Annotated in this window: 20 protein-coding genes; 10 read left to right on the top strand and 10 right to left on the bottom strand. The window is 60.4% G+C overall.

Annotation, left to right across the window (positions count from 1 at the left end):
* Positions 1-7: 7 nt before the first annotated feature.
* The 4 genes from KGB28_RS10260 to KGB28_RS10245 form a co-directional block, all read right to left on the bottom strand.
* Entirely contained in the window at positions 8-961 is a 954-nt protein-coding gene (locus KGB28_RS10260) for a D-2-hydroxyacid dehydrogenase family protein (protein WP_223444630.1), read from the bottom strand.
* A 12-nt stretch (positions 962-973) separates the two neighbouring features.
* The gene (locus KGB28_RS10255) at positions 974-1,999 is read right to left on the bottom strand and encodes an alpha/beta fold hydrolase (protein ID WP_223444628.1); all 1,026 of its coding nucleotides are present in this window, start codon (positions 1,997-1,999) and stop codon (positions 974-976) included.
* Positions 2,000-2,084: 85 nt separating this feature from the next.
* Positions 2,085-2,519, bottom strand: a complete 435-nt coding sequence (locus KGB28_RS10250) for a YqaA family protein (RefSeq protein ID WP_223444626.1) — start codon at positions 2,517-2,519, stop codon at positions 2,085-2,087.
* The gene (locus tag KGB28_RS10245) at positions 2,519-2,965 is read right to left on the bottom strand and encodes a DUF411 domain-containing protein (RefSeq protein WP_223444624.1); all 447 of its coding nucleotides are present in this window, start codon (positions 2,963-2,965) and stop codon (positions 2,519-2,521) included. The genes KGB28_RS10250 and KGB28_RS10245 overlap by 1 nt, the downstream gene beginning before the upstream one ends.
* Before the next feature lie 385 nt (positions 2,966-3,350).
* Here KGB28_RS10245 and KGB28_RS10240 point away from each other — a divergent pair, with 385 nt between their 5' ends.
* Complete coding sequence (locus tag KGB28_RS10240) at positions 3,351-3,881, top strand: hypothetical protein (RefSeq protein ID WP_223444622.1); 531 nt, start codon at positions 3,351-3,353, stop codon at positions 3,879-3,881.
* Positions 3,882-4,013: 132 nt separating this feature from the next.
* Here the strand turns inward: KGB28_RS10240 and KGB28_RS10235 are convergent, their stop codons facing one another.
* On the bottom strand, positions 4,014-4,151 hold the full coding sequence (locus KGB28_RS10235) for a hypothetical protein (RefSeq protein ID WP_223444620.1): 138 nt from the start codon (positions 4,149-4,151) through the stop codon (positions 4,014-4,016).
* Between the two features lie 156 nt (positions 4,152-4,307).
* On the opposite strand from KGB28_RS10235, the gene KGB28_RS10230 reads away from it, so the two are divergent.
* The gene (locus KGB28_RS10230) at positions 4,308-4,496 is read left to right on the top strand and encodes a hypothetical protein (protein WP_056724563.1); all 189 of its coding nucleotides are present in this window, start codon (positions 4,308-4,310) and stop codon (positions 4,494-4,496) included.
* Between the two features lie 8 nt (positions 4,497-4,504).
* On the opposite strand, the gene KGB28_RS10225 is transcribed toward KGB28_RS10230, so the two are convergent.
* On the bottom strand, positions 4,505-4,876 hold the full coding sequence (locus KGB28_RS10225; RefSeq protein WP_150723726.1) for a fe2+ zn2+ uptake regulation protein: 372 nt from the start codon (positions 4,874-4,876) through the stop codon (positions 4,505-4,507).
* 249 nt (positions 4,877-5,125) lie between these two features.
* Here KGB28_RS10225 and KGB28_RS10220 point away from each other — a divergent pair, with 249 nt between their 5' ends.
* A complete protein-coding gene (locus tag KGB28_RS10220; protein ID WP_223444618.1) occupies positions 5,126-7,468 on the top strand; it encodes an acylase in 2,343 nt (780 codons plus the stop codon).
* A 57-nt stretch (positions 7,469-7,525) separates the two neighbouring features.
* Here the strand turns inward: KGB28_RS10220 and KGB28_RS10215 are convergent, their stop codons facing one another.
* Both KGB28_RS10215 and KGB28_RS10210 read right to left on the bottom strand, forming a co-directional pair.
* A complete protein-coding gene (locus KGB28_RS10215) occupies positions 7,526-8,527 on the bottom strand; it encodes a FecR family protein (protein WP_223444617.1) in 1,002 nt (333 codons plus the stop codon).
* Between the two features lie 215 nt (positions 8,528-8,742).
* Positions 8,743-13,575: a dermonecrotic toxin domain-containing protein gene (locus tag KGB28_RS10210; RefSeq protein WP_223444615.1), complete on the bottom strand. Its 4,833-nt coding sequence runs from the start codon at positions 13,573-13,575 to the stop codon at positions 8,743-8,745.
* Between the two features lie 234 nt (positions 13,576-13,809).
* Between KGB28_RS10210 and KGB28_RS10205 the strand changes: the two genes are divergently transcribed.
* On the top strand, positions 13,810-14,850 hold the full coding sequence (locus KGB28_RS10205) for an Ldh family oxidoreductase (RefSeq protein WP_223444613.1): 1,041 nt from the start codon (positions 13,810-13,812) through the stop codon (positions 14,848-14,850).
* A gap of 134 nt (positions 14,851-14,984) precedes the next feature.
* Here KGB28_RS10205 and KGB28_RS10200 read toward each other — a convergent pair whose 3' ends face one another.
* A complete protein-coding gene (locus KGB28_RS10200) occupies positions 14,985-15,302 on the bottom strand; it encodes a YqjD family protein (protein WP_150723731.1) in 318 nt (105 codons plus the stop codon).
* Positions 15,303-15,466: 164 nt separating this feature from the next.
* On the opposite strand from KGB28_RS10200, the gene KGB28_RS10195 reads away from it, so the two are divergent.
* On the top strand, positions 15,467-15,721 hold the full coding sequence (locus KGB28_RS10195; RefSeq protein WP_007970091.1) for a hypothetical protein: 255 nt from the start codon (positions 15,467-15,469) through the stop codon (positions 15,719-15,721).
* Between the two features lie 9 nt (positions 15,722-15,730).
* Here the strand turns inward: KGB28_RS10195 and KGB28_RS10190 are convergent, their stop codons facing one another.
* Positions 15,731-16,639: a LysR family transcriptional regulator gene (locus KGB28_RS10190; RefSeq protein ID WP_223444611.1), complete on the bottom strand. Its 909-nt coding sequence runs from the start codon at positions 16,637-16,639 to the stop codon at positions 15,731-15,733.
* Between the two features lie 84 nt (positions 16,640-16,723).
* Here KGB28_RS10190 and KGB28_RS10185 point away from each other — a divergent pair, with 84 nt between their 5' ends.
* The 5 genes from KGB28_RS10185 (at position 16,724) to KGB28_RS10165 (ending at position 22,717) form a co-directional block, all read left to right on the top strand.
* On the top strand, positions 16,724-17,647 hold the full coding sequence (locus tag KGB28_RS10185; protein WP_223444609.1) for a carbon-nitrogen hydrolase family protein: 924 nt from the start codon (positions 16,724-16,726) through the stop codon (positions 17,645-17,647).
* Between the two features lie 137 nt (positions 17,648-17,784).
* A complete protein-coding gene (locus KGB28_RS10180) occupies positions 17,785-19,449 on the top strand; it encodes an AMP-binding protein (RefSeq protein WP_223444607.1) in 1,665 nt (554 codons plus the stop codon).
* A gap of 16 nt (positions 19,450-19,465) precedes the next feature.
* Positions 19,466-20,227: an SDR family NAD(P)-dependent oxidoreductase gene (locus tag KGB28_RS10175; protein WP_223444605.1), complete on the top strand. Its 762-nt coding sequence runs from the start codon at positions 19,466-19,468 to the stop codon at positions 20,225-20,227.
* Positions 20,228-20,239: 12 nt separating this feature from the next.
* Positions 20,240-21,433: an acetyl-CoA C-acyltransferase gene (locus tag KGB28_RS10170; RefSeq protein ID WP_150723736.1), complete on the top strand. Its 1,194-nt coding sequence runs from the start codon at positions 20,240-20,242 to the stop codon at positions 21,431-21,433.
* A 156-nt stretch (positions 21,434-21,589) separates the two neighbouring features.
* Positions 21,590-22,717: an acyl-CoA dehydrogenase gene (locus KGB28_RS10165; protein ID WP_223444604.1), complete on the top strand. Its 1,128-nt coding sequence runs from the start codon at positions 21,590-21,592 to the stop codon at positions 22,715-22,717.
* The last annotated feature ends 12 nt before the right edge of the window (positions 22,718-22,729 follow it).

The following is a 22,729-nucleotide window of genomic DNA, read 5'->3' as shown; positions in this document are numbered from 1 at the left end:
CGCGGTATCAACCCAGCAGACGAATCGGAGTGCCTGCCGACCAGGCCTGAATGTCCTCGATCATTTGCGAGAAAAACAGTTGGTAGTTCTGTTGGCTCACGTACCCGACATGGGGCGTCGCCAGTACATTGTCCAGGGTCCGGAACGGATGGTGGGCGGGCAGCGGTTCCTGCTCGAAGACGTCCAGTGCGGCACCGGCCAGCCGTTGTTTCTGCAGCGCCTTGATCAGCGCCGCTTCATCGACAATGGGGCCGCGAGCGGTGTTCACCAGCAATGCCGTGGGTTTCATCCAGCCAAGGGCTTGCGCGTCCACCAGGCCCCGGCTGCGCTCGCTGAGCACCAGGTGCACCGACAGCACGTCGGCCTGTTCGAACAATTCCTGCTTGCCGACACAGGTCACACCGACCTGCGCCGCACGTTCGGCGGTGAGGTTTTCACTCCAGGCGATGACGCGCATGCCGAACACCTGACCGAACTGTGCGACTCGCTGGCCGATGCTGCCCAGACCGAGGATGGCCAGCGTCTTGCCATGCAGGTCGCCACCCAGGCCTTGTTGCCATTGGCCGGCGCGCAGGGCATTGGCTTCGACCACCAGGTTGCGGGTCGCGGCCATGATCAGCGCCCAGGTCAGCTCCGGCGCGGCGTGTTTGTAGCTGTCGGTGCCGCTGACCGAAATGCCCAGCGCGGCGGCGGCTTTCAGGTCCAGGGCGGCGTTGCGCATGCCGCCGGTCACCAGCAGTTTGAGTTTCGGCAGCCGGCGCAGCAGGTCTTCATCGAAACGGGTGCGCTCGCGCATCACGCAAATCACCTCGAACCCGGCCAGGCGCTCGGCCAGTGATGGGGTATCGGAGGGGTAGTCATGGAGAAAACTCACCTGGCCGACGCTGTCCAGCGCCGACCAGTCCACCACATCCCGCGCCACATCCTGCCAATCATCAAGCACTGCAATCTGCACTGGCATCGCCTTTCCTCTTTAACGCACGGGGTTGGTCTTGTTCAGCCAGGCGAGCAGGGCCTGGTGGAATTCTGCCGGTTCTTCCATTTGTGGCGCGTGGCCCATGCCTGGGAATTCGACCAGCGTGGACTGGGGAATCAGCCTGGCCACTTGCTTGCCAAGGACGTCGTAGTGTCCGAGCTTCGCCTTGACCTCGGGGGAGGCGATGTCACTGCCGATGGCGGTGGTGTCGGACGTACCGATCAACAGCAGGGTCGGCATCTTCAGGTCCTGGAATTCGTAGTACACCGGTTGGGTGAAGATCATGTCGTAGATCAGCGCCGAGTTCCACGCGACTTGCGTATGCCCCGGGCCTTTGTTCAGGCCGGCGAGCATGTCGACCCAGCGATCGAATTCCGGCTTCCAGCGGCCGCCGTAATAGGTGCTGCGTTCGTAGTTGCGGATACCGTCGGCGCTGAGTTTGAGTTCGCGTTCGTACCATTGGTCAACCGTGCGGTAGGGCACGCCGAGGGCTTTCCAGTCTTCCAGGCCGATGGGGTTGACCAGCGCCAGTTGTTCGACCTGTTCGGGGTATAACAAGGCATAGCGAGTGGCAAGCATGCCGCCGGTGGAATGCCCCAGCAGAGTGGCTTGCTGGATGCCCAGGGCCTTGAGCAATTGCTGGGTGTTCGTCGCCAGTTGCTGGAAACTGTACTGATAGTGCGCCGGTTTGCTGGAGGTGCAGAAGCCGATCTGGTCCGGGGCGATGACCCGATAGCCGGCGTCGCTGAGGGCTTTGATCGAGTTGTCCCAGGTGGCACCGCAGAAATTCTTGCCGTGCATCAGCACCACGCTGCGACCATTGGCCTTGCCGTGGGCAGCGACATCCATGTAACCCATTTGCAGGGATTGGCCCTGGGATTCAAAGGCGAAGTGCTTGAGGGTGTAGGGGTAGTCGAAACCTTGCAGCTCGGGGCCGTATTCCGGTCCTTCGGCGTGGGCGATGATGGGCAGGGTTGCGGTCAACAGCAGGCCAGGTAACCAGCGGGAAAAGGGGCGCGACATGGGAGAGCTCCATGGAAAATCCGCCGATGCTGGATCGATTCGATTAGGGCGGCATTAAACACAGGCAACCGCCGCCCTTGATGGTTCAACCCATCCAGCCCAAAGTCGCCATGGCCAGTACGCCGTAGCGGGCACCTTTGGCCAGGGTGACGATCAGCAGGAAGCGCCCCAGCGGCTCGCGCATGACCCCGGCGACCAGCGTCAGCGGATCGCCGATCACCGGCAGCCAACTGAGCAGCAATGACCAATGGCCGTAGCGTTGGTAATGCAGTCGGGCTTTTTCCAGGTGCCGGGGGCTCACCGGAAACCAGCGCCGGTCGCGGAACCGCTCGATCCCGCGCCCCAGCCACCAGTTAAGCAGCGACCCCAGAACGTTGCCAAACGTTGCCACCGCCAGCAGTGTCCAGAGCCAATACCGATCGCTGAGCAGCAGGCCGACCAGCACCGCTTCGGATTGCAACGGCAGCAGCGTGGCGGCACCGAATGCCGCGAAAAACAGCCCGAGGTACGCGCCGGACATCAATGGGCGGGGTAGTCCGCAACCACCATGTCAGTGCCGTCCTTTTTCAGGCCGATGACCTGATAGGCATCGCTCATGCCGTCCATTTCCATGCCGGGCGAACCCATGGGCATGCCGGGCGCAGCGACGCCCAACAGATCGTCGCGCTTGCTCAAGGCCAGGACCTGGTCGGCCGGGACATGACCCTCAACGAATTTGCCGTTGATCAACGCGGTGTGGCAAGACGCCAGGCGCGGCGGCACGCCGTGTTGTTGCTTGAACTCACTCATGTTGGCTTCGACGTGGTCTTCGACCTTGAAGCCATTGGCCTCCAGGTGAGTGATCCATTTTTTGCAGCAACCACAGTTGGCGTCGCGATGAACCTCGATCGGAATGAGGTCGGCGGCCTGGGCCAAGGAGGACATGAACAGGGCGCTCAGGGCGATCAGACGCAGAGGGTTTCGCATGGGATTCGTCTCGGCTAACGGGCAAAAAAACGCATTCTGACCATTTTTATGGGTCAGGCATTCAAGGAGTGTTTCGAATTGCTACAAAGGTCTGCGATTCGATAATGGTAGATCATCGCTGTCAGGCAGATGAGGGGCACATTACAAAATCGTCAGGTTGAAATGCCGAGGGTAAGTATCGGCGTTGATGAACACCAACTAGTCGCTATGTAAGAAAAGTCTGAAAGACCATTCTTTAAGACGCCAGGATCCAATAAACAATAAGTTTTACAGTATGTATCTTAATTGTACGAGAATTGTTAAAACTCTTAATTAAAGTTTGGTGGCCTCAAGTGCTCCGACCGATACTCCTGAGCTCCTAACTTGGTCAAACAAGGAGTTTTCAATGACTATCGGATATACCGGCGCCTGGACCGCGAAAGCGGGCTTGTTGGTTCGAGATACCTCCAGCAGATCAAAGCCTGTTCCCCAGAGCGTCAAGGTCAGGCAGATGCTTGACCTGGTGGGCAACAATCCAGTTGAACTGGATACAGTCAAGATGGACAAGATGAAATTGCGCAAGCAGATGAAGGGTTTTGATCCTACTGATATTTCAGTCAAATCCATGGGCAGTCTCAGTGTCTTTCTGAAAGAACGTGGCCTGATCAGTGATGTGACGGCGGTCACGCTGAGCAATGCCGGTGACAAGTTCGACCGGTTTGGCATCAAGGACCCTGACGCCAAGTTCAATGCACTGGAATATTTCGCCACGCAACTGGAGAACATCCAGAACAACAATCTGAAGGGTAACAAGTACGCCAACTACCTGGTTCCCGAGTTCAAGAAAGCGATCTACGTGCTGCAAAACCTGGAAACTTACGGCAAGAACAACGGCCCCATGGTGAGGCCAGGCAGTATTCTCTCGGACGAGGCTTGAGGCCATGTTGCCCGGCCCGCCCGGTTCATTGAGCGGGCCGGCGGGTGCGTGTGTTCGTCGATTGGCTGGTGGAACTGTGTGCCCAGCCCGGCAATGACTTTTACCGCAAGGATTCAGGCCGTTGAACCGCTGTTAACGATGTGGGTAGTAACCCGGTCCGCCATGATTGTCATAGTGATCGTGGTGCCAGCCCCCGTGGGGGAACACAATGCATCCGCTCAGGGTCAGGATGGCCAGCAGGGGAATCAGCAGTGTGATTCGACGCAACATTTGAAAGTCCTCATGGTTATCGCCGCAATGAAGCTAAAACTCTTCATCGGCTGTAACATGAGACCCCGCTTGTAGCCGCTTATCCCCGAAACAGGGTAAGCGCTTGGCATGCGTGTCGATACAAACCGGATACATTTTCAGATTCAGGAACCCGCAATGACTCAGTCGCAACGTTTGAAATACTCGATTCTGATCTCCCTGGTGGTGCTGGGGATCATGTTTGGCCTTTCCTGGTTGCAGAATACCGGCGTCATCAGCGAAAAACTGTTCCAGTACATCGCCATTGGTGTGGCGGTGGTCGTGGTGGTCATCAATGGCGTGATGCGCCGCAAGGTCAAGCCCTGATCATTCGATCATCGGTTGCGCAAAATGGCAGCAGCCTGGGGATGCAGGCTGTAGCTTTTGTCGGGGTTGAGGACAATCACACCTTCGCTGCACAAACGCTTCAGCACTTCACGCACGCTGAGAAAGGACAGGGGAATATCCAGGTCGAGCAATTGGCTGTGCACGCCGCGCACACCAAGGCTGCGGTCGTTTTCGGCGGCCGTCAGCAGGGCGTCGATGACTTTCAGGCGGATCAGGCTGGTTCGCAGGCCAAAGCTTTTGAGCAGGATCCTGATCCGCTCGTTGCGGCGGCGATCGGTACGCGGCTCGAATACGCCGACTCCCATGGAAGTACCCTTTGGCGCGTTGCTGCCATCCGTTGGCAGTTGCGAGTTATACATTGCAAAACTCCTTTTCAGAGCCTGATCAGGAAAAAATGGGCGCTCTTACAGGACTAGACGTATGAGCAGCCCGAATCATGAAGGTTCGAATGTAGAAAATTTGTCGCCATCGCGTGATCAACCTGTCAGACCATGGGTTGTTGCGCAGTAGTTCCTTAAATTTTCGTGGTGAGCTTCGTCCCTACAGGGAGGCACGGTGCGCGTGGATATGCGCAGCTGTGGCCATCGTTTTTTCGATCAGGAGCGAGTGTGATTATTTCCAGCCAGTTAACCAGGTTGAGCCTGGCGGGTGTGACTCTGGGGTTGAGCCTGGGGCTGAGCCTTGCGGCGAGCGCTACGCCTGCGCAAACGAGCGCCGACATCCGCCGAACCGGTTTCGGCGTGCCGCACATCCGCGCCGACAACGAGCGCGGGCTCGGCTACGGCATCGGCTATGCCTACGCCCAGGACAACCTGTGCCTGCTGGCCAACGAGATCACCACGGTGAATGGCGAACGTTCGCGGTATTTCGGACCGGATCAATTCACCGTTGAGGAGCGTGAGAACCTGGTCAGCGACGTATTTTTCACCTGGCTGAACACCCCGCAAGCCGTCGCCGGTTTCTGGCAGGCCCAGACCTCGCCAGTGCGTGAGTTGGTCGAAGGTTATGTGGCGGGGTACAACCGCGCCTTGAGCGAGCGTCGTGCCCAGGGTTTGCCGGCGCAGTGCCAGGGCGATTGGGTGCGCGACATCACCCCCTCGGATCTGGTCAAGCTGACCCGGCGCCTGTTGGTCGAAGGTGGCGTCGGCCAGTTTGCCGAAGCCCTGGCCGGTGCCACGCCACCCCAAGCCGTGGCCCAGGCTTCCAACGCGCAGGCAGCGTTCCAGGTGGCCGCCACGCGGATGCAGCGCTTTGCCCTGGACCGGGGCAGCAACGCCGTCGCGGTCGGCAGCGAGCGCTCCTTCAATGGACGCGGCATGTTGCTGGCCAATCCGCACTTCCCGTGGGTGGGCGGCATGCGTTTTTACCAGATGCACCTGACCATTCCCGGCAAACTGGACGTGATGGGCGCGGCGTTGCCCGGCCTGCCGGTGATCAACATCGGTTTCAATCAACATCTGGCCTGGACCCACACCGTGGACTCGTCCAGTCATTTCACGCTGTATCGCCTGCAATTGGACCCCAAGGATTCGACCCGTTACCTGCTCGACGGCCAGTCCTTGCCGATGGACAAGCAGACCGTGACCGTCAACGTCAGGCAGGCGGACGGGCAGGTCCAGGCGATTTCCCACGTGGTCTACAGCTCGAAATTCGGTCCGGTGGTGCAATGGCCGGGAAAACTGGATTGGGATGATCAGTACGCCTACAGCCTGCGCGACGCCAATCTGGATAACGACCGCGTTCTGCAGCAGTGGTACGCGATGAACCGCGCTGAAAACCTCAAGGACTTCCAGGCCTCGGTGCACAAGATCCAGGGCATTCCGTGGGTCAACACGCTGGCGGCGGACGATCAGGGGCAGACGCTGTACATGAACCTCTCGGTGGTGCCCAACGTCAGCCTCGACAAGCTGGCGCAATGCAGCGATCCGCGAGTTGGCTTGCAGATGATCATTCTCGACGGCTCCAACAGCGCCTGTGCCTGGGACATCGACCCGCAGGCGCCACAACAGGGTATCTATGCAGCGGACAAATTGCCGCAATTGCTGCGCAAGGATTTTGTCCAGCACGCCAACGACTCGGCATGGATGGCCAACCCGGCGCAACCGCTGACCGGCTATTCGCCGTTGATCAGCCAGGACAGCCAGCCATTGGGGCTGCGCTCGCGCTTTGCCCTGGACCGTTTGAGCACGCTGGCCCAGGCCGGCAAGGTCGGGGCAGCCGACTTGCAACGCATGGTCATGGACGATCAGGTCTATCAGGCGGATCAAGTGATGCCGGACCTGCTGCAGTTCTGCGCGGCGGATCTCGGTACCGATGGCAAAACGCTCACGCCACTGTGCGCCAGCCTCAAGGCCTGGGACCGCAACGCCAACCTGAGCAGCGGTCTGGGCTTTGTGCACTTCCAGAATATCATGGAGGCGTTGGAGCCAGTGCCGGACGTATGGCGCGTGGCATTCGATCCGCAGGACCCGCAACATACGCCGCGTGGACTGGCAATTGATCAACCGCAAGTGGCGAAGGCGTTACGGGCAGCGATGCTGGCTTCGGCTGAACTGGTCAAGGCATCAGGACTGAAACCCGACAGCCGTTGGGGCGATATCCAGGTGGTCAGCAGCGGCGGACAACAGACGCCGATCCACGGCGGGCCGGGTACGCTGGGGGTCTATAACGCCATACAGAGCGTGCCGCGCAGCGATGGCAAGCGCGAAGTGGTCAGCGGCACGAGCTACCTGCAAGTGGTGACTTTTGACGAAAACGGACCGCAGGCCAAAGGGCTGCTGGCGTTCTCGTTGTCCAGCGACCCGGCGTCGAGGTATTCACGGGACCAGACGCAGGCCTTCTCCAGGAAGCAATGGAGCGTGCTGCCTTTCACCGAGCAACAGATCCTGTCCGATCCGGACTATCAGGTGCAGACGATCCGTCAGCAGGATGCAAAGGTGGCCGCGCAGTAAAGTAGTGGAGTTTTGCATGAACGCTGAAGGCCGCACCCCGCAAGGGTGGCGGCCTTTTCAGCTTTTCGGGGATTTTTGCGGAATCGCGTTGACCACCAGATTGCCGTTCTGGTTGCGGGTCAGGTAGACCGGCAGGACCCGCGGCAAGGACTTCACCAGGCCGTTGATCTCCTTGATGTTGTAGATGCCGCCGATATGGATCGAACCGGTGCTGTTGTCAGCCACCATCAACGGTTTGTCCAGGTAGCGATTGATCAATGGCAGCGCATCGCTCAGGGCCAGATCGTCGAGCACCAGCTTGCCCTGGCGCCAGGCCAGCGAGCTGTCATTGTCATAGGTCTGGCTGATGCGGGGGATGAAGTCGCCGTGGCGATAACTGGCCTGCATCGCCGGGCCAAGGCGCAAACCGTCGCCTTGCAGGTCGGCGTTGCTGCTGACCAGTACCGAACCCTCGATCAGGTTGACCTTGACCTGGTCTTCATACATCCAGACGTTGAATTGGGTTCCGGTTACGCGAATCCGGCCTTCGGCGGCCTTGACCACGAAAGGGTGACGGGTGTCATGGCTGACCCTGAAGAACGCTTCGCCTTTTTCCAGCGTGACTCGCCGCTGATCCTTGTAGTTGCTGTAGGTCAGCTCGCTGCCCAGGTTCAGTTCCACCTGGCTGCCGTCTTTCAAGGTGACCGTTCGAACATTGTCGGACGCTTCGAAATGCTGGTACGCGTTCGGAACCCAGCCCAGGTGCCAGCCGCCATAACCGGCCAAAGGCAGTGCCAGGGCACACACCGCCGCTGCAATAGCCAGGCGGCGCCACGGGTTTACGGGTTGGGTGCGAACCAGCGGCACCACAGGTTCGGGACGGGGCAAGTCGCCGGCGACATCCCAGATCTCCAGCATCGCTTCGTACTCGAAGGCATGGAGCGGATGCGCATCACGCCATTGCTCGAACGCCTGGCGCTCTTGCTCGGTACAGTCACTGGCGTGCAGACGCATGCACCAATGCGCGGCGGCATCGGTGATAGCGTCGAATTCGGCTTCCGAAAGCGTGTGGTCGGTCATTGGCCCTTCCTGATTTCCTGCATTCTAACCTTGGTGGAAGTCTGCGAGAACATCAGTCATGGCATTTAACCATCAATGGGCAGTTTTTTTTCAACGCTTCGTCTCTGGAGCACCTGCTGTCGCGTAGCAGTATCCACAGGACACGTGAAAAAAAGATCAAGACAAACACCGCTGTAGTGCGCAGATCCAGGGATCTGCGCGTTATTACGCCGGGATCAGGGTTTTGGGGGCATAGCGACCGGTACCGGGTCCAGTTGCCGGCCCATTTCGCAGATCAAAAAGGCGATCGAGTCGGCATTGTGCAAAATGACGTCGATTCGGAACTTCGAATCCTGCACGTTAAAAAAAGCCTCCCGTGCCTTATCCATGGTCTTGCTGCCCGTTAGCCGCAGGATAGCCTTGCCGATGTGGTAAGAATCCGCAATCGAATCCAGGCTGATCCACGATTGCAGCCCATTGTTCCAGCGTGCGAACAGTTGCTCCTCTGGCGTTTCCATCGACAACGCTTCTCGCTGGAAGTCCAATTGAGACTGTTTCTTTGCTGCGCCATAGCCGGTGACTGACGCGACCAAATCGCTGAACGGCAGCCTGGCCTCTAGGTATGCAATGTCCACGGCGCCGGAAAACAAATGAGCGAACTCGTGTATCAGGGTCACGGCCTGGCTGTGGCCGTCGACATCGAAGGGCTGTGTCAGACTGGATTTGTACCAGTCGAGTTGTTGATCGAAGAATTTTTCCGTGAAATGCACATTGCGCTGTAGATCCTTGTCCACGACAAACGCGACGAGGTCGTCCTTCGGGTCCCAGCTTGAACCCACGATAAAGCGTTGCGAGTTCATCCAGTCTTCATCGGGATCGACCAGCGCATTGCAGATGGGGACGATGGCCTGTTTGATTTTTTCGAGCAGTGCTTTGTCGACCTGACCAACATCAAAGAACTGTTTGAGGAAGGTATCGAGCCGTGTGCCCGGGACGAGTTTCCTGAGTTGCACCAGGTTGTGCAGGCTGTTGAACGCGTAATAACGAGCCATGTCGATGGCCTGCACGATCATGCAGGCTTTATCGGGATGTTTGGCCCGGATTTCGTCCATCCCCCGGGCCTCGATATTCAGTACCTCCCTGGCAACATAGGCGTTGGCATACCGATTGTGCATTTTCGAGACGACTTTGCCGAAGTGAACGGTATGGAAATCCGGGTCGATGACCAATTGTTTGTCAGACGTAGTCGCTAACACGGGGCCTTCTTCCTTGCCTTTGATCGTTCTCCAGACCGCGCCGGTCTTGTTCACGCCGTACACCTTTCCGGCAATGGTGGCGAAGGTTTTCTTGCTGCGCGCTTCCAGATAGGTGCCGTCAGTGCTGTTTTTCGCCAGGTCCTTGAGTTCAACCGTGGTTTCGAACGGTTGCAGCCGGGTACGCATTACCGCTGTCGACCGGAGCTGCGACCAGGGTTGCGCGATCACGGGGGTGGCAACCGGTTGAGCAACGGCTTCGCCGGTTGCCTGGGCGCTTTCAGCCCATCCTTCAAGCGACAACCGGCCCAATGACAGGATTTGGGCCGCGCCGGCAATAAAGTCGCGCAATGCGCTCGTCCAGTGATGGTCCTGCAGGGCTTCGGCTGAGTTCAGGGCGTCCTTGTAGGCCTTCCAAAGAAACTGCACGTACGCGAGCTTGCCCGGCAGCAGGCCTGAAACGAGCTCGATGCCGGAGCTGAACAGGTGTTTGACGGCCTCCCAGTCAGACTGCGCGGTAGCGGTTGCCTGGCTGCCGAGCATCTTCACCAGCAGCTTAGTGTTGTCATGGAACAAATGGGTGAGCAGGTTGCCACCGATGGGGTTGGACGCAAGGGTGATTTCGCTCGATTGGCCGACGGTGGACTTGAACAGGTTGCGAAACACGGTTTGCTGACTGTTGGGCAGGCGACGGAGCAACATGTCCTGCAATGGCCCCGGTGTGTTGAGCGCCGAGACAATGCTGGCCTCATTATCAAACTCAACGAACGGTGAGCCACCGGGCTGGTAGGGGGCATAGAGGATTTGCGGGCCTGCCTTGCCTTCGCCGGGACCCATCAGGTACATGCCCAGTGCCTTGACGGCGGAGGCACCGCTTGTCTTGAGCAGTTCCAGTGGTCGGGCAATGGAGTGTGCGCCTTCTACGGCCGCCCGGGCGATGGCGTCCGGCATGTCGAATACTTGCCGAAGCAAATCGAAAGCGCTGTCGGACAGTCGCTGCTGCAGTTTCAGTTCGTGGGCGTGTTGCAGCAGTTGCCAGGGCAGTTGTTTGACGAAGCGCAACACCCTGCTTTCGACGTCGGCCGCTTGATTCGACAAGCTGTCCGTGACCTGTTTGGCGTAGTTCTGCGCAATGTCCAATGACAGCAACAGTTGGCGGACAGCCGCCTGGTCCAGACCCCGGGGCAGCGTTTGCGTGGTTGCCGACCCGACCTTGAACCCGGTGCCTTGCGCAATGTTGACGTGGTGCAAGGCGAACTCGGTGAGGGTCCGGGCGGGGCCGACCAGGGCCAGGTTCGGGGTGATTTCAATATTGTCAGGGTCCAGCGCTGTGGCAGGGAAGCGGCTGGCGAGCAACGACTTCAACGTTTCATGCACATACGACTTGAGGGGTTTGATCCCGTGTAAATAGTCTTTGTCCTCAACAACGCTGTTGCGGTATTGCTCCAGCAGTTCAAGGTGCAGTCGCTGCTCATGTAGCGGAGCCATTCCCAGCCAGGCGGGCAGGGACTGCTGCTGGCTGATTGCACGGGCAATCGACGTGGCTCTTCGCAGGTTGGTGTTGAGGACCGTTGTGGTCAGGGCTTCCAAGGCTTTTTTCTTTTTTGTGTCGTCAAGGTCGAAGGTGCGTACGTGTTCGCAGCGAGCCAAAAAGTGCTCGATGGACGATTGCGCGACCCGCTCCAATGCAGGCCCTTCAATCAGCCGCAGCGGACCCAATGAGTAGCGCTGGTGGAAGATGCGTTGGGTCGGGGTCAGGTTTTCCAGCAACGCCAGGCGTAGTTGCGGTTCGAGCAGGCGCCGGTTCAGTTCCAGCCTTGCACGACCGATGGTGTCAAAGACTTCCAGGCCCTCGGCGGGTGTCCACAGGATCGTCCGGCCGGAATGCGAGGGGTCGAGTCCGCCACGCTCGGTCAACAGTAGGCAATGGGCCAGAGGCAGGACATCCTCCTGGCCGGAGCACTCCAGCGTCAATGAGTAGGCATCGGGTCGGAAGCCCTTGAGGGACGGACGGTTTAGCCGGTCGGTCTGGTCCGGATTGAATACCGTTTCGACAATGTCCCGATCCGCATCCCGCAGCGTCGAGTCGAGTACCCGCAGGCTGGCTTCGCCACGCAGGCCAACGGACAGTGCATGGGCCAGGCGGGGTTTGATGTTTTCCAGATAGACCCGTTGCAAGGCCAGAGAAGCGACCGGTTGTGCTGCGAAATCTGCGTTGATCTGTGTTTCGATGTCGTTGAAGGTCTTGACGAAAGTCTCCACCGTATCGGCCAGCACAGTTGAGGGATGCTGATCGCCGGATAACACGGGCCGCGTGCTCCAGCGTTCGTCGGTAGTGAGTGTCAGCAGGCGCTCGCTGATCATCGAGCGGATATCCAGCGCCTTGTCGAACAGAGCGTGGATGTCCACGTTGCCGTCACTGTGACGGAACACTTGCAGGGCATATTCCAGGTTCTGCAGTTGCTTGCCGATGATCCTGTCGAAGAGCTTGGGGAGGATCGCGCCGGAAATCACTTCGCCGGTCACATTCGGCCGGTCAAAACCAATGAAACGCTGACGCTCCTCCAGGCTCAGCAGGCCATAGAGCTCATCCTCGTGACCGGCCGCGCTGAACTTGCTCAGCACCGTATCGCGCAAGTCCTGATAGTCCTCGAGCACCTGCAGGCCTGCGGTGGGCGTGTAGAGAAACGCATTGCTGGCGCTGACCATCAGTGAGCCGGCCAGCTCCACATAGTTGGCCTGGTACTCCCACAGGCGCACGGTTTCGACCGTCATTGCTTCGTTCGTGCGGCTGGCCGTCGAGATCAATGCGTGCAAATCCTGGCTCTGCTCAGGGGTGATGATCCCGGCTTCGCGCTTGAGCAGCAGTTGCACTCGGACCTGATCGGCGATCGCCTGGCCGAAGAACTGGCGACGCGATGCGCCATCGGCGCTCGGCACAGCCCAGAAACCTTCGAGCTGCCCGACCAGCAGGTTGACCAGGTGGCGCGAGATTGTCGTGACGGCGGTTTCCCAGAATGGCTGGTCGCCTGTCGCCGGGGACTTTTTCGGATGGGAAAACTCAGGGGAAGACCCGGACGGCCAACGCTGGTGGCGATAGTGCAGAAGGACGGCCTCACTCAGGGACAGGGAGTTGACCCAGCGTCGCGCCGGATGGCTTTCGCCAGCATTTCCTGGCGTTGTTGCCTGGTAGAAGTTGACTTGGGTCTGGCTCTGATCCAGACCGGGGAACGACGCCGTCAGCTGTTGACTCAGCAATGTGTCGAGCAGCGAGGTCAGGGACGGCAGCGCTTTCAATTCGTCGAGCAGAGCCTGGTCATTGAGTTGCTGATGGGTGGAGAGGGTGTTGCGCTGGTCTTCGAACACGTCGCCTTCAATGGTTCGAAAGTCCAGTTCGATGTCGGCGGCGTCCACCACGGTCTTGCGTTGAGACAGCGCGATGAAGGCCAGCAGGTCGTCGTCTTCGCTTGCCGCCTTGAGTTGCGTCATCAGTTGTTCGGTCAGGTCCGAACGGTTGGCGAACTTTTTTATTCCGGCGTACGGGGTGTAGAGAATCAAGCCATTGTCATCGGGCGTAGCAGTCAGCAAAAAGCTGCCGGCCAGCGCCACGGGTTCCAGGCCAGGGATTTTCAGCAGGATCCTTTTCGCCAGCATGGGCGGCGTCTGCTCATCGCGCAGTGCCTGGGTGGCCAGTTCGATATGGCTGAACCATTCGAAGTCCCTTTGCGTCAGTCCGTGGGTTTGGCCAAGCTCTCTCCAGAGGCCGCGCGACGTCAGCGCCTCGGGGAAAAACAGCGGAGTTACTGGTGTAGACATCGTCGAGTCTCGTTCAAGGTGCCACTTAACGGCGCCTGTGGATTGAGCAGCGAGACTAAAAGCCGGTGCGTTGACGCAGGTGGTAAATAGATAACGCACGGGGCGCGGGCATTCGTGACAGGGATATATCTCATCGCCCCTGAGCGAAAGGTTGACAGTTCGCACGCCGCGCGTTGTTAATCGGCGGGTCTTTGTACGCTGTTGTTCCCTCCAATAATCAGTCTGGAGCTTCAGATGTCTGCGCCACACGATCACGCCTCTACCGCAGTCTCGTCACACCTGTCATTCGAAGCGCTGAGCGCTTTGCTGGAGAAGATTTTTCTGCGTCACGGCACGTCGGGCGAGGTTGCCAGGGTGCTGGCGCAAAACTGCGCCGGTGCCGAGCGCGACGGCGCGCACAGTCACGGGGTTTTCCGCATTCCGGGTTATGTTTCGACGCTGCAAAGCGGCTGGGTCAATGGCCAGGCCGTTCCAGTGGTCGAAGATGTGGCTTCAGGGTTTGTGCGGGTCGACGCCAATAATGGTTTTGCGCAGCCGGCCCTGGCGGCGGCACGCGAGTTGCTGGTGCAGAAGGCCCGAAGTGCCGGCATCGCGGTGCTGGCGATCCGTAACTCACACCATTTCGCGGCCTTGTGGCCGGATGTCGAACCCTTCGCGGATGAAGGCCTCGTGGCATTGAGCGTGGTCAACAGCATGACCTGCGTGGTGCCCCACGGTGCCGACCGGCCGCTGTTCGGCACCAACCCGATTGCCTTCGCTGCGCCGCGGGCCGATGGCGGACCGATTGTCTTCGACCTGGCCACCAGTGCCATTGCCCATGGCGATGTGCAAATTGCCGCACGCGAGGGTGAACGCTTGCCGGCAGGGATGGGGGTAGACAGCCTCGGCCAGCCGACCACAGACCCGAAGGCGATTCTTGAGGGCGGCGCGTTGCTGCCTTTTGGCGGGCACAAGGGCTCGGCGTTGTCGATGATGGTCGAGTTGCTTGCGGCGGCACTGACCGGCGGCAATTTCTCCTTCGAGTTCGACTGGAAGAACCACCCTGGCGCCAAGACGCCCTGGACTGGCCAATTGCTTATCGTGATCGATCCGGGCAAAGCGGCGGGGCAAAGTTTTGCCGAACGCAGCCAGGAACTGGTGCGGCAAATGCACGGTGTCGGTCTGAAGCGTTTGCCGGGTGACCGGCGTCATCATCAGCGCGCCAAGTCGCTGGCCAATGGCATTGAACTGGATGCCCGGACGCTGGCGAATCTGCGGGAGCTGGCGGGGGCGTGATCCTTTAGATACACCGCAACCTCCTGTGGGAGCGGGCTTGCTCGCGAAGGCGTCGTGTCAGCCAATATCCAAGTTGCTGACACACCGCCTTCGCGAGCAAGCCCGCTCCCACAGGGTTCAGTGTTTGCCAGTGCTTAGCGACGCCCCAACAACAACCCCACCACCAGGCCAAACCCGGCGGAAATCGCCACGGTTTGCCATGGATGCCCGCCGATATAGGTTTCAGTGGCCTCGACCGCGGGCAGGGTGCGGTCGCGCACGCTACTCACCGAATCCCTGGCCTGCTGGAGTTTCAGGGCGATTTGTCCGTGAAGGGTCTCCGCTTCTTCCCCGACCAGCGAGGCGCTGCTTTTCAGCAGCTTTTCCGACTCTTCGATCAGCGATTGAAGCTCGCTGAACGCTTGATCCTTGATTTGATCTTCGGCGGCTTGAGCGGCGGTTTTGCGGGCCATTGAAGTACTCCTTGCAGGTGAGTGGACAGTGAACAATGGAGTCAGTCGCCGTCGGAAAAGTTGCAGCTATTTTGCCCGGGGAGGCCATCTTGCTGAAAAACCGGCGCAGGACATTTCGTCCTACAGTGTAAGATGTCGCCTATTTTACGCAGCAGGAAATTCCCATGAGCTTCAATCTGGCCGACAAACCCCTCGCCGAGCGCGCTGCGCTTGAAGACGAGAAATCCCGTCTGTTCGAACTCTGGCAAAACAACCTGGGCAAAGCCAAGGGTGAGGCCGCGCGGTTGTTCGGCGAACGGGCCAAGCGCAAAGGCAAGTGGGCGGAATGGGTGCGCGCCGAACTGGATGGCATGTCGCCCCCGGAATACGCCAACATGGTGCGCAGTGAAGTCAATCGCCTGATGGCGGCCAACAAGTAACAACCGTTGTCACGCGAAGCTCGCGACAATCGCCTCGCGCACTTTCAACACCACCGGGTCAAGCTGGGTGCTGGTCCGCCAGCCCAGTTCGATCGGGTAGCGCGGCAAGGCCAAGGGGCAGGGCAGCAGCGCCAGTCCGCTGAGCGTTGCGATGCTTTGGGCGGCATGGGCCGGAATGGTCGCCACCGCCCGGCTGCCTTTGAGCAAATGGGGCAACGCGGCAAAATGCGTGGTCGAGGCGCACACCCGTCGACTGAGCCCCAGCGCCGCCAATCCTTCATCGGTAATCCCGATAAAACCGCCGGAGGACACCAGAATGTGTTCGCGGGCCACAAACTCCTCAAGACTGATGCTCTGCTGGCCCTCGACCAGGCTCGACGGGTCCACCAGGCACAGATAACCACCTTCCCCCAGCACCTGACGACTGAGCAGCCGCTCGGCAAACCCGCCCGCAGCAATCGCCAGGTCAATGCTGCGTTCCATCAGCGCCTGGGCGACGATCTGGCTGTGGGTCTGGCGGAAGATCAACCGCAGTTTCGGCGCGCACCGGGCGATTTCTTCGATCAGCCGCCGGCCGTAGGCAATCTCGAAATCATCCGACATTCCCAAGGTGACCGAGCGACCTTCGTACTGTTGCGCGGCCGGATCGACCATCGCCAGGCTCTGCCGGCATTTGTTCAGGGCATCGCTGACCACCGGTTTGAGCTGATTGGCCTTGAGCGAGGGGGCCAGGCCGCGTCCGGTGCGCACGAACAACTGATCGCCATACACCTCGCGCAACCGACGCAAGGCCGCGCTGACGGCCGATTGCGTCACGCCCAGGCGCAGTGCGGCACGGCTGGCGCTGGACTCTTCGTGCAGTGCTTCGAAGACTTTGAGCAGATTGAGGTCGACGTCGGTGATATTCATTTGGTTCATATCATTCAGCAGTGAATCGGTCTTTATTGATGATCACGTGGCGCAGGAGAATGAGCAACACCTGATGCGAATGGAGTTTCCGAGATGCCCAAATCAATCGTTGCGGCCCTGCAAATCGGCGCCTTGCCCGGTGGCAAGGCTGAAACCCTGGAACAGATCCTGTCCTATGAAAACGCGATCATCGAATCCGGCGCCGGGTTGGTGGTGATGCCGGAAGCGCTGCTGGGCGGTTATCCAAAAGGCGAGGGCTTTGGCACGCAATTGGGCTATCGCCTGCCGCAAGGGCGCGAAGCCTTTGCTCGCTATTTTGCCAATGCCATCGACGTACCCGGCGCGGAAACCGAGGCGCTGGCGGCGCTGTCTGCACGCACCGCAGCCAATCTGGTGATCGGCGTGATCGAGCGCGCCGGCAGCACCTTGTACTGCACCGCGCTGTACTTCGATCCGCAGGCAGGGCTGCTGGCCAAACACCGCAAGTTGATGCCCACGGGCACCGAACGGCTGATCTGGGGCAAGGGCGATGGTTCGACCTTGCCGGTGATCGACAGCCAGGTCGGGCGCGTCGGTGCGCTGGTGTGCTGGGAAAACATGATGCCGCTGCTGCGCACCGCGATGTACGCCAAGGGCGTGGAGGTGTGGTGCGCGCCGACCGTGGACGAGCGGGAGATGTGGCAAGTCAGCATGCGCCACATCGCCCATGAGGGGCGCTGCTTTGTGGTCAGTGCCTGTCAGGTCCAGGCATCGCCCCAGGCCTTGGGTGTGGACATCGCCAACTGGCCGGCGGAGCGGCCGTTGATCGCCGGCGGCAGCGTGATCGTCGGTCCCATGGGCGACATCCTCGCCGGACCGTTGCGTGACAGCGCCGGTTTGCTCACCGCACAAATCGACACGGACGACCTGGTACGCGCCCGCTACGACTTTGACGTGGTCGGCCACTACGCGCGGCCGGATGTGTTCGAGCTGACCGTGGACGAACGCGCCAAACCCGGGGTGCGCTTCATCGCTTGATACCCTGCGGGCTTTGGCCAAAGCAGTCAGACAACTTGATAGCTTTGACCATTGCCCGGTAACCCGCGCAGAGCGAGTATTTCCCTGTTGATTACGGTTCCCCCCAACCTAATAAAAAACACAGAGGGATTCTGGCAATGCGCGATTACTTGTCTGCTACTTCTCAGTTCAACTATCAGCACACCGTCGATGCCGCACTCGCGGGCGATTTGACGGCCCTCAACGCCTGTGTCGAATGCTGTGACCGGCATGCCTTGCCGGGTCGCATCGCACTGTTCTGGGAAGGACGCGACGGCACCGGTGCGACGTACACCTTCGCCGACTTGCAAGACAAGGCCGCGCGTTTCGCCAACTACCTGCTGGCTCAGGGCGTGAAGAAAGGCGACAAGGTCGCCGGCCTGTTGCCACGCAATATCGAGCTGTTGATCACCGTGTTCGCCACCTGGCGCATCGGCGCGGTGTATCAACCGCTGTTTACCGCGTTCGGCCCCAAAGCCATCGAGCATCGCCTGAGCAGCTCTGGCGCCAAAGTGGTGGTGACCGATGCAGTGAACCGGTCGAAACTCGCCGAAGTCGCCGATTGCCCGACCACGGTGACCGTCACCGGCGCCAAAGGGCAGGGCCTGGTGCGTGGCGATTTCAGTTTCTGGGCCGAACTGGCCAACTATTCCGCCGACTGTGAACCGGTGCTGCTGACCGGCGAAGATCCGTTCCTGCTGATGTTCACCTCGGGCACCACCGGCCCGTCGAAAGCACTGTCGGTGCCGCTCAAGGCCATCGTTGCCTTCCAGAGCTACACCCGCGATGCGGTGGATCTGCGCCCGGAAGACGCCTTCTGGAACGTCGCCGATCCGGGTTGGGCCTACGGTATTTATTTCGGTGTCACCGGGCCAATGGCCATGGGCCATCCGATCACCTTTTACGATGGCCCGTTCACCCTCGAAAGCACCTGCCGGGTAATCAACAAGTACGGGATCACCAACCTCACCGGTTCGCCGACGGCCTACCGCTTACTGATTGCCGGCGGCGATGAATTCGCCAGATCGATCAAGGGCAAGCTGCGCATCGTCAGTAGCGCCGGCGAGCCGCTGAACCCGGAAGTGATCCGCTGGTTCGCCGACAACCTCGGCGTCGTGATCCACGACCACTACGGCCAGACCGAACTGGGCATGGTGCTGTGCAATCACCACGGCCTTGAGCACCCGATTCACATGGGCGCCGCCGGTTTTGCCTCGCCGGGCCACCGCATCGTGGTGCTGGATGACGACTACAAGGAACTCGGCGTTGGCCAGCCGGGCATCCTGGCCATCGACCGCAGCCAGTCGCCGATGTGCTGGTTCGCCGGTTACGAAGGCGGGCCGACCAAGGCTTTTGTCGGCAACTATTACCTGAGTGGCGACACCGTCGAGTGGAACCCGGACGGCAGCATCAGCTTCGTCGGTCGCAGCGATGACGTGATCACCACCTCCGGCTACCGGGTCGGTCCGTTCGATGTGGAAAGTGCGCTGATCGAACACCCGGCCGTGGTCGAGGCCGCCGTGGTTGGCAAGCCCGATCCGGAGCGCACCGAACTGGTCAAGGCGTTCGTCGTGCTCAGCGCGCAATACCGCGCCGCCCCCGAGTTGGCCGAAGAGCTGCGCCAACACGTGCGCAAGCGTCTGGCGGCGCACTCGTACCCTCGTGAAATCGAATTTGTCAGCGAATTGCCGAAAACCCCAAGCGGCAAATTGCAGCGCTTTATCTTGCGCAACCAGGAAATCGCCAAGGCTCAAGAGGCCGCGGCGAAGAACCTTCCAGCTTGAATCCAGGGAAACAATGATGCAGATCGAGAACAAGATTTTTATCGTCACCGGTGGCGCTTCCGGCCTCGGTGCAGCGACTGCCGAGGTACTGGTCGCCGCTGGCGCGAAAGTGATGCTGGTGGACATGAACGCCGAAGCCGTTGCAGCCCAGGCCCAGCGCCTTGGCGCACACAGCGTGGTGGCGGACATCAGCGACGAAGCGGCGGCCGAAGCCGCGGTGCAGGCGACGGTCAAGGCTTTTGGCGGCCTCAATGGCCTGGTCAATTGCGCCGGCATCGTGCGTGGCGAGAAGATTCTCGGCAAAAATGGTCCACACGCGCTGGCCAGTTTCAGCCAGGTGATCAACGTCAACCTGATCGGCAGCTTCAACATGCTGCGTCTTGCGGCAGCGGCGATTGCCGAGACCGAAGCGGATGCCGATGGCGAGCGCGGCGTGATCATCAACACCGCGTCTGCCGCGGCTTACGACGGTCAGATCGGCCAGGCGGCTTACGCGGCGTCCAAGGGTGCGATTGTCAGCCTGACCTTGCCGGCGGCCCGCGAACTGGCGCGTTTCGGCATCCGTGTCATGACGATCGCCCCAGGCATCTTCGAGACGCCGATGATGGCCGGCATGACCCAGGAAGTCCGCGATTCCCTGGCCGCAGGCGTGCCATTCCCGCCGCGTTTGGGCAAACCGGGCGAGTATGCCGGGCTGGTCAAGCATATTATTGAAAACAGCATGCTCAACGGCGAGGTGATCCGTCTCGACGGTGCCTTGCGCATGGCCGCCAAGTAAGGAGGATTTGTCATGACAATGTCCAACGATCCAATTGTTATCGTCAGCGCCGTCCGCACCCCGATGGGCGGTTTCCAGGGCGAACTGAAAAGCCTGACCGCGCCGCAACTCGGTGCGGCCGCCATCAAGGCCGCCGTCGAACGTGCCGGCGTTGCCAGTGATAGTGTCGACGAAGTGTTGTTCGGCTGCGTACTGCCGGCAGGCCTTGGCCAGGCCCCTGCGCGTCAGGCGGCGCTGGGCGCGGGGCTGGATAAATCGACCCGCTGCACCACTCTGAACAAGATGTGCGGTTCCGGCATGGAAGCGGCGATCCTGGCCCATGACATGCTGGTGGCGGGCAGTGCCGACGTGGTGGTCGCCGGTGGCATGGAAAGCATGTCCAACGCGCCCTATCTGCTGGACCGCGCCCGTGCCGGCTACCGCATGGGCCATGGCCGGGTGCAGGACTCGATGTTTCTCGACGGCCTCGAAGACGCCTACGACAAGGGCCGCCTGATGGGCACCTTCGCCGAAGAATGCGCCGAAACCAACAGCTTCAGCCGTGAAGCCCAGGACGCGTTCGCCATTGCCTCGACCACCCGCGCACAGCAGGCGATCAAGGACGGCAGCTTCAAGGACGAAATCGTTCCGCTGACCGTGACGGTCGGCAAAGAGCAAGTCGTGATCAGCAACGACGAGCAGCCACCTAAAGCCAGGCTGGACAAGATCGCCTCGTTGAAACCGGCGTTCCGCGAAGGCGGTACGGTGACGGCGGCCAACTCCAGTTCGATCTCCGACGGTGCCGCTGCGTTGGTGCTGATGCGCCAGTCGCAGGCACAGAAGCAAGGTCTGAAACCCTTGGCGGTGATTCATGGCCACGCCGCATTCGCCGACACCCCGGGCCTATTCCCGGTGGCGCCAATCGGTGCGATCAAGAAATTGATGAAAAAAACCGGCTGGTCGCTCAATGACGTCGATCTGGTGGAAGTCAACGAAGCCTTCGCCGTGGTCGGCATGGCCGCGATGACTCATCTGGAAATCCCCCACGAGAAACTCAACGTGCACGGCGGCGCTTGCGCCCTCGGGCACCCGATCGGTGCGTCCGGTGCGCGGATTCTGGTGACCCTGCTTTCGGCCCTGCGCCAGAAAGGCTTGAAACGTGGCGTTGCAGCGATTTGTATCGGCGGCGGTGAAGCGACGGCCATGGCCGTGGAATGCCTCTACTGAAACTGACGCCAATCCCATGTGGGAGCGGGCTTGCTCGCGAAAGCGGTGTGTCATTCAACAAAGATGTCGACTGACACGGCCTCTTCGTCGGATCGCCGCCCGGAGCAAGCCCGCTCCCACAGGGGGCTGCGTCGTAACCAGATTCAAGGATTCACCATGATCCCCAATGACGACCAACAACAAATCCGCGACATGGCCCGGGACTTTGCCCAGGAACGGCTGAAGCCGTTCGCTGCCGAGTGGGACCGCGAGCATCGCTTTCCCAAGGAAGCCATCGGCGAGATGGCCGCACTGGGCTTCTTCGGCATGCTGGTGCCGGAGCAGTGGGGCGGATGTGACACCGGTTACCTGGCCTACGCCATGGCGCTGGAAGAAATCGCCGCCGGCGATGGCGCCTGCTCGACCATCATGAGCGTGCACAACTCCGTGGGCTGTGTGCCGATTCTCAACTACGGCACCGATGAGCAGAAAGAGCGCTTCCTCAAGCCACTGGCCAGCGGTGCGATGCTTGGCGCTTTCGCCCTGACCGAACCCCAGGCCGGTTCCGACGCCAGTGGCCTGAAAACCCGTGCGCGCCTGGAAGGCGATCACTACGTGCTCAACGGCTGCAAGCAATTCATCACCTCCGGGCAGAATGCCGGGGTGGTGATCGTGTTTGCGGTGACCGATCCGAGCGCTGGCAAACGCGGCATCAGCGCCTTTATCGTGCCGACCGATTCGCCGGGCTACACCGTTGCGCGGGTCGAAGACAAGCTCGGTCAGCATGCGTCCGACACCTGCCAGATCCTCTTCGAAGACGTGAAGGTGCCGCTGGCCAATCGTTTGGGCGAGGAGGGCGAAGGCTACAGGATTGCCCTGGCCAACCTTGAAGGCGGCCGCGTCGGCATCGCTTCGCAATCGGTGGGCATGGCCCGTGCCGCATTCGAAGCGGCGCGTGATTACGCCCGTGAGCGCGAGAGCTTCGGCAAGCCGATCATCGAGCACCAGGCCGTGGCCTTTCGCCTGGCGGACATGGCGACCCAGATCGCTGTGGCGCGGCAAATGGTGCACTACGCCGCCGCCCTGCGCGACAGCGGCAAGCCAGCGCTGGTCGAAGCGTCGATGGCCAAGTTGTTCGCCTCGGAAATGGCCGAGAAGGTATGCTCCTCGGCGCTGCAAACCCTGGGCGGTTACGGTTACCTCAACGACTTTCCGCTGGAACGGATCTACCGCGACGTGCGGGTCTGCCAGATCTATGAAGGCACCAGCGATATTCAGCGCATGGTCATTTCGCGCAATCTATAAGAAGGAGTCCCC

Source organism: Pseudomonas sp. BF-R-19 (assembly GCF_019956445.1).
Lineage (GTDB): Bacteria > Pseudomonadota > Gammaproteobacteria > Pseudomonadales > Pseudomonadaceae > Aquipseudomonas > Aquipseudomonas fluorescens_BH.
The sequence above is the reverse complement of the archived record's forward strand: the minus strand, read 5'-3'. Positions and strand labels throughout refer to the sequence as shown.